General features: G+C 62.2%; 8 protein-coding genes. 4 read left to right on the top strand and 4 right to left on the bottom strand.

Annotated elements, in window-relative coordinates; genetic code table 11:
* Positions 1 to 75 precede the first annotated feature (75 nt).
* The 3 genes from ACM6HV_RS06850 to ACM6HV_RS06860 are packed head-to-tail and all read right to left on the bottom strand — an operon-like array spanning position 76 to position 1,923.
* Entirely contained in the window at positions 76 to 618 is a 543-nt protein-coding gene (locus ACM6HV_RS06850) for a DUF2937 family protein (protein ID WP_007969600.1), read from the bottom strand.
* Between the two features lie 14 nt (positions 619 to 632).
* On the bottom strand, positions 633 to 1,409 hold the full coding sequence (locus tag ACM6HV_RS06855) for a class II glutamine amidotransferase (protein WP_007969599.1): 777 nt from the start codon (positions 1,407 to 1,409) through the stop codon (positions 633 to 635).
* A gap of 16 nt (positions 1,410 to 1,425) precedes the next feature.
* Positions 1,426 to 1,923 (bottom strand): MFS transporter, encoded by a 498-nt coding sequence (locus tag ACM6HV_RS06860; protein WP_414903824.1) that lies wholly within the window; start codon positions 1,921 to 1,923, stop codon positions 1,426 to 1,428.
* A gap of 225 nt (positions 1,924 to 2,148) precedes the next feature.
* Between ACM6HV_RS06860 and ACM6HV_RS06865 the strand changes: the two genes are divergently transcribed.
* Together ACM6HV_RS06865 and ACM6HV_RS06870 are read left to right on the top strand one after the other, a co-directional pair.
* Entirely contained in the window at positions 2,149 to 4,203 is a 2,055-nt protein-coding gene (locus tag ACM6HV_RS06865) for a S9 family peptidase (RefSeq protein ID WP_414903825.1), read from the top strand.
* A 206-nt stretch (positions 4,204 to 4,409) separates the two neighbouring features.
* Positions 4,410 to 4,883, top strand: coding sequence for a cyclic nucleotide-binding domain-containing protein (locus ACM6HV_RS06870; protein ID WP_041070525.1), 474 nt, complete (start codon positions 4,410 to 4,412; stop codon positions 4,881 to 4,883).
* Here ACM6HV_RS06870 and ACM6HV_RS06875 read toward each other — a convergent pair.
* Positions 4,880 to 5,164 carry a hypothetical protein gene (locus tag ACM6HV_RS06875; protein ID WP_414903826.1) on the bottom strand — a complete coding sequence of 95 codons (285 nt, stop codon included), beginning with the start codon at positions 5,162 to 5,164 and terminating at the stop codon, positions 4,880 to 4,882. The two genes, ACM6HV_RS06870 and ACM6HV_RS06875, sit on opposite strands and share 4 nt — an antisense overlap.
* An 81-nt stretch (positions 5,165 to 5,245) precedes the next feature.
* Between ACM6HV_RS06875 and ACM6HV_RS06880 the strand changes: the two genes are divergently transcribed.
* The gene (locus ACM6HV_RS06880; protein ID WP_414903827.1) at positions 5,246 to 5,932 is read left to right on the top strand and encodes a spermidine synthase; all 687 of its coding nucleotides are present in this window, start codon (positions 5,246 to 5,248) and stop codon (positions 5,930 to 5,932) included.
* A 49-nt stretch (positions 5,933 to 5,981) separates the two neighbouring features.
* A complete protein-coding gene (locus ACM6HV_RS06885) occupies positions 5,982 to 6,353 on the top strand; it encodes a YajD family HNH nuclease (RefSeq protein ID WP_003222612.1) in 372 nt (123 codons plus the stop codon).
* Positions 6,354 to 6,377: the final 24 nt, after the last annotated feature.

Here is a 6,377-nt window from a genome sequence, read left to right on the forward strand (position 1 = left end):
GCGGCAGCTCCTACAGGGAAATGCATATTCCCATGTAGGAGCTGCCGCAGGCTGCGATCTTTTGCTCTTGACCTTTTACAAGCCGCGCACGTCGCGGTCTTCTATCGGCCGGCTCTGGCGCAAACGCCGGCCACCCAGCACCACCCAGTCAATCAGACGAATCAGGCACTCGATGCCGAACGACAGCAGCAACGCACCGCTCATGCCCCAGATCATCGCTTCCGGGGTCAGCAGGATCTGGTAGCTGTAGCCGTTCCAGGTTTCCTTGCGAATGTCCGGGTCGGCGGCCAGCACCACTTGCAGGAAGCGGATGTACCACGGGCCCTGCATCGCCTGGAACTGTTTATCCAGCGCTGTCTGGCGGTTGAGCAAGGTGCTCAGGCTGTCGGCATCGCTGCGAAATACCGGGTCGTCACTGGCGCGGTAATGCGCGACCAGCGCCTGCAAGTCGCCCTTGAAGAACTGCTCGGCGGTGCCCTGAAAACCGCGCAGACCGGTCTGCGCTTCGATCAGATGGGCTTCGACGCGTTTGGCGTAATCGTTGATGAACCCCGGCACCTGGACACCGATCAACAGGCCCGCCGCAAACAACACCAGCCGTAGATAACTGAGCAACATCGAGGAGAGATCCTTTATTCGGTCGTGCCCTGGCTGACGCATTCGCCGCGTCGCCACAGGCTCCATTGGCCCGGTTGGTAACGGGTCCAGGTTTCGTTTTCGGTCAAAGGCTCGGTGGCGATCACCGTGACCACGTCATTGGGCGTGGTTTCTGCCTGGAAATCGACGATCACATCGACATCTTTAAGCCGCGCGGGGCCGAACGGTGCGCGCCGGGTGATCTGTGCCAGTTTGGTCGAGCAATAGCAGAACAGCCAGTCGCCGTCGCTGAGCAGGCAGTTGAACACGCCTTTGCTGCGGTACTCGGCACACGCCGCGACCAGATCCGGCAGCAGCACTTCTATATCGACCGGTTCCGGAAAAGCAGCACGCACGCGGTTGAGCAAATCGCAGAACGCCGCTTCGCTGTCGGTGTCGCCCACCGGGCGGTAGAAACTTTTGATGGGGGTGAAATCGGCGAGTTGGCCGTTGTGCGCGAAGCACCAGTTGCGCCCCCACAGTTCGCGGACGAACGGGTGGGTGTTGGACAGGCAGACCTTGCCGACGTTGGCCTGGCGGATGTGGCCGATGACCACCTCGCTTTTGATCGGATAGCGCTGCACCAGGTTGGCGACTTCCGACTCGCTGCTGGCGGCCGGGTCCTGAAACAGGCGCAGACCGCGCCCTTCATAGAAGGCAATGCCCCAGCCGTCGCGGTGCGGGCCGGTACGCCCGCCGCGCTGCATCAGGCCGGTGAAGCTGAACACGATATCGGTCGGCACGTTGGCACTCATGCCCAGTAATTCACACATGTGCTGACTCTCGTGGTTACAGACGCGGCTCGACGCGCATGCGCTGCGGGTTGTTCGGCAATGGCGGGCGACCGTAACGGTCATCACCGGCAGCGCCGAACGGCTGGTCGTCGTCGCGATCATCGGCACGCGCCGCTGCCTTGGCCGCTTCGGCCTGCTCGCGACGGGCGCGCGAGGCGCGCTCGATCGGCAAGCGGATCAACACGAAAATCAGGTAGATGCCGAACGCAATCATGCCGTACATGAACAGGTCGGAAATCGCCCGCCAGGCGTTGTTGCCGACCTTGAAGGCCAGGTCCAGCGCAGTGATGGCGATCGACGGTGCAACCTTGGCTTTCACCGGATCAATGATGGTCGGGCTGAACAGCAACACCGCCATCAGCACCCGCAGCGGCTCGCGCAGCCAGCGCCACATCCAGCGGGTCAGGCGCATCCATACCAACAGGCAGCCCACAGCGGCGAAGGCGTAGAGGCCCCAGGCGATCAGATAGTCGTTCTCGGTCATGGTGTCCATGGCAAGGCAGGCAAAGAGGCGCTTATAGTAACGACTTTTCGCCCGTCAGGCTTGTCCCAATAGACACACGACCTGTGGGAGCGAGCCTGCTCGCGAATACGGACTGTCAGTTAAAACATTGTTGTCTGACCCACCGCTTTCGCGAGCAGGCTCGCTCCCACAGGTGCTGCGGCGGTTTCACGATCTGCGAAAACCTTTATTCCGAATATTGTCCGAGAGCCTTCCATGCCCGAATCCGCCCACGTCATCCGCGCCCCGATCGCCCACAAGGCTGCCGGTGCCGACCCGTATGCCTGGCTGCAGGAACGCGACACCGACGCGGTGCTCGACTACCTCAAGGCTGAAAACGCCTATCAGGAAGCACAAACCGCCGATCAGGCCGCCCTGCGCGAAAACCTGTTCGAAGAGATCAAGGGCCGGATCCTCGAAACCGACCTGTCCCTGCCATCGCCGTGGGGGCCGTATCTGTATTACACGCGCACCACGGCGGGTGACGAATACGCCCGGCATTACCGCTGCCCGCGTCCGGCGGATGACAGCCTGACCCTCGACGAGAGCCGCGAGCAACTGCTGCTCGACCCGAATGTGCTGGCCAACGGCGGCTTTTTCTCGCTCGGCGCGTTCAGCATCAGCCCGGATCACCAGCGCCTGGCCTACAGCGTCGATGCTTCGGGCGACGAGATCTACACGCTGTTCGTCAAGGAACTGGCCAATGACAAGGTCAGCGAACTGGAATTCCAGGACTGCGACGGCAGCATGACTTGGGCCAACGACAGCCTGACCTTGTTCTTCGGCGTGCTCGACGACACCCATCGCCCGCACAAGCTGTTTCGCTATCGCCTCGACGGCACCGCTGCCGAAGAGGTGTTCCACGAGCCGGACGGACGTTTCTTCCTGCATTGCTACCGCTCCAGTTCCGAGCAGCAATTGCTGCTGACCCTGGGCAGCAAGACCACCAGCGAAGTCTGGGCCCTGGACGCGCATCAGCCGCACCTGCCCTTCACCTGCCTGGCGCCCCGGGTCGAGGATCACGAATACGATGTCGACCACGGCGCGCTGGATGGCGCGTGGACCTGGTTCATCCGCACCAACCGCGACGGCATCAACTTCGCCCTGTATCAGGCGCCGGACACCGGTGTGGTGCCGAGCGAGGCCGACTGGCAGAACCTGATCCCGCACAGCGACACAGTGATGCTCGACGGCGTGACATTGAACACGGCGGCCATGACCCTGAGCCTGCGCGAAGGCGGTCTGCCGATCATCGAAGTTCACCCACAGGGCCAGACGCCGTATCGCGTGCAATTGCCGGACGCGGCTTACAGCCTCTATGTGCAGAACAGCCTGGAGTTCGAAAGCGACCGCATCCGTCTGCGCTACGAGGCATTGAACCGTCCGGCGCAGGTGCGGCAGTTACGGCTGGACAGCGGCGAACAAACCGTCCTGAAAGAAACCCCGGTGCTCGGCCCGTTCGACGCCGACGCCTACGTCAGCCAACGCCTGTGGGCCACCGCGCCGGACGGCACGCAGGTGCCGATCAGTCTGGTGATGAAACGCGAAATGGTTGGCAAACCGGTGCCGCTGTATCTGTACGGTTATGGCGCCTACGGCTCCAGCCTCGACCCGTGGTTCTCCCACGCGCGCCTGAGCCTGCTGGATCGCGGCATGGCGTTCGCCATCGCCCACGTGCGTGGCGGCGGTGAGCTGGGCGAAGCGTGGTATCGCGCAGGCAAACAGGAGCACAAGCACAACACCTTCAGCGACTTCATTGCCTGCGCCGAATTTCTGATCCTCAACGGCATCACCACCGCTGAAAAACTGGCGATCAGCGGTGGCAGCGCTGGCGGTTTGTTGATTGGTGCGGTGCTCAATCAGCGTCCGGACCTGTTCGGCGTGGCGATTGCCGAAGTGCCGTTCGTCGACGTGCTCAACACCATGCTCGATCCGGACTTGCCGCTGACCGTCACCGAATACGACGAGTGGGGCAACCCCGCAGAGCCGGACGTCTACGAGCGGATCAAAGCGTACGCGCCGTACGAAAACGTCACCGCGCAGGCTTATCCGGCAATGCTGGTGATCGCCGGCTACAACGACAGCCGCGTGCAGTATTGGGAAGCGGCCAAGTGGGTGGCGAAACTGCGCGCGACCAAGACCGACGACAACCTGCTGCTGCTCAAGACCGAACTCGGCGCCGGGCATGGCGGAATGAGCGGGCGTTATCAGGGATTACGTGACGTAGCGCTCGAATATGCATTTGTGTTCAAGGTTTTGGGCCTGGCCTGAGGAACTCCATCGGTCACTTGGGTCTTAACTCCAGACCCAAGAGGCCGATACCCATGAACCCCTGCAGGAGCTGCCGAAGGCTCGGGCCGCGATCGGACGATCTTTTGATCTTGCCTTTCAAAATCAAAAGATCGCAGCCTTCGGCAGCTCCTACAGGGGATCGTGTAGTGCCTTGAAAATGTGAAAACAATAAAGACCGCAACGACATGTCAGAACCGACCTTACTGAACAACGAAATCCGCGACTGGCTGATGGACTGTGGCCTGTTCGATCAATTGCAACTGGCGGACTTTGCCGCGGCCTCGGGCTACTTCAGCATCAGCACCGTGGCCGAAGGCGAGGCGATTTTCCGCGAGGGCGATGCCGGCAGTTTCATGTGCATCCTCCACACCGGCCAGGTCGCGGTGCAGAAAACTGGCCCTGACGGCCAGGTCATCACCATGGCCACCCTGCGCAGCGGGCGGGCGTTCGGGGAAATGGCGGTGCTCGATGGTGAGCGCCGTTCGGCCACCTGCGTCGCGGCGAGCAACTGCCAACTGCTCAACCTGGGCAAGGACTCACTGGAAAAGATGCTCAACGACGCGCCGAAGATCGCCGCCAAGATCATTCGCGCCCTCGCCGTGTCCCTTTCCAAACGCCTGCGCATGGCCGACGGTCAACTGGCGGCGCAACAGGTTTAACCGCCAGGGGATTTGGCCTTGGTGCTGCTCGGCTCGATGCCCGGCACCGGTTGATCCTTGCTCGGCGGGCTGGGCATTTCGATTGGCACCAGCGGCGGGCTGCCACTGCCGGCGCCGGCCTTCGGTGCGCTGATCGGGGTGATTTGCGGATACGGCGTTGGCGTAGCGGTACCCGGCGAGCCGGGTTGCGGCGTCGGGCTGACCGGAATGGTCTGCTGCGCCTGCACTGCAGGAATCGCGAGCGCGGCCAAGGCAATGGCCGTTAGAATGATGCGCTTCATCAAGGGCTCCGTTTGGCCTCTAGTCTGCGTTCAGGCTACTCCCAACGGGCCTGCTTGCCTTCCCCCCTTGTAGAGATTTCCATGAAACGTTTCGTTCTGCTCGACACCACGCCGATCCCTGACAGCGGCGGCGCCCTGTGCCTGTTCGAGTATGGCGAGGATTTCGTCATCAAGATCCAGGGCGGCGACGGCGGGCAATTGATGAACACGCGCATGCACGGTTCGGAAGATGCGCTGGCCGAGATTCCTTGCCGCAAGGTGGCCGGACGGCCGAATTCACGGGTGCTGATTGGCGGTCTGGGCATGGGCTTCACCCTCGCCTCGGCGCTCAAGCATCTGGGCAAGAGCGCCGAAGTGGTGGTCGCCGAGCTGGTGCCCGGCGTGGTCGAGTGGAACCGCGGCCCGCTCGGGGAAAAGTCCGGGCGCCCGCTGCTCGATCCGCGCACGGTGATCCGCCAGGACGACGTCGCCAAGGTCCTGCAAAGCGAGCCGAACGGCTTCGACGCAATCATGCTCGACGTCGACAACGGTCCCGAAGGCCTGACCCAGAAGGCCAACAGCTGGCTGTATTCCGCCGCCGGTCTGAACGTCTGCGCCAAGGCCCTGCGGCCCAAGGGCGTGCTGGCGGTGTGGTCGGCCAGCGCTGACCGGCAGTTTTCCGACAAATTGAAAAAGGCCGGTTTCAAGGCCGAAGAAGTCCAGGTCTTCGCCCACGGCAACAAGGGCACCCGCCACACGATCTGGATTGCCGAGAAGCTCAAGGGCTGAGCTAAACTCTGCACATAACCGTCATTAGTCTTTTTACTAAGGTGAACCCATGAGTTCGTCCACCCCGACCAACACGTCGAAGCTCGATCGCATCCTTGCCGACAATCAGCGCGACAAGGAAATGGGCTACCGCGACAAGGCCCTGAAGATGTACCCGCACGTCTGCGGCCGCTGCGCCCGTGAGTTTTCCGGCAAGCGCCTGAGCGAACTGACCGTGCACCACCGCGATCACAACCACGACAACAACCCGCAGGACGGCTCGAACTGGGAACTGTTGTGCCTGTATTGCCACGACAATGAGCACTCGCGCTACACCGACCAGCAGTATTTCGGCGACGGCTCGCTGAGCACGCCGAAAATCGCCAAGGCGACGCATAACCCGTTTGCCGCCCTCGCCGGCCTGATGAAAAAAGAAGACTGAAGATCTTCAGCGCCTGAACCGGCC

The organism is Pseudomonas sp. IT-P260 (assembly GCF_949768395.1).
GTDB lineage: Bacteria > Pseudomonadota > Gammaproteobacteria > Pseudomonadales > Pseudomonadaceae > Aquipseudomonas > Aquipseudomonas parakoreensis.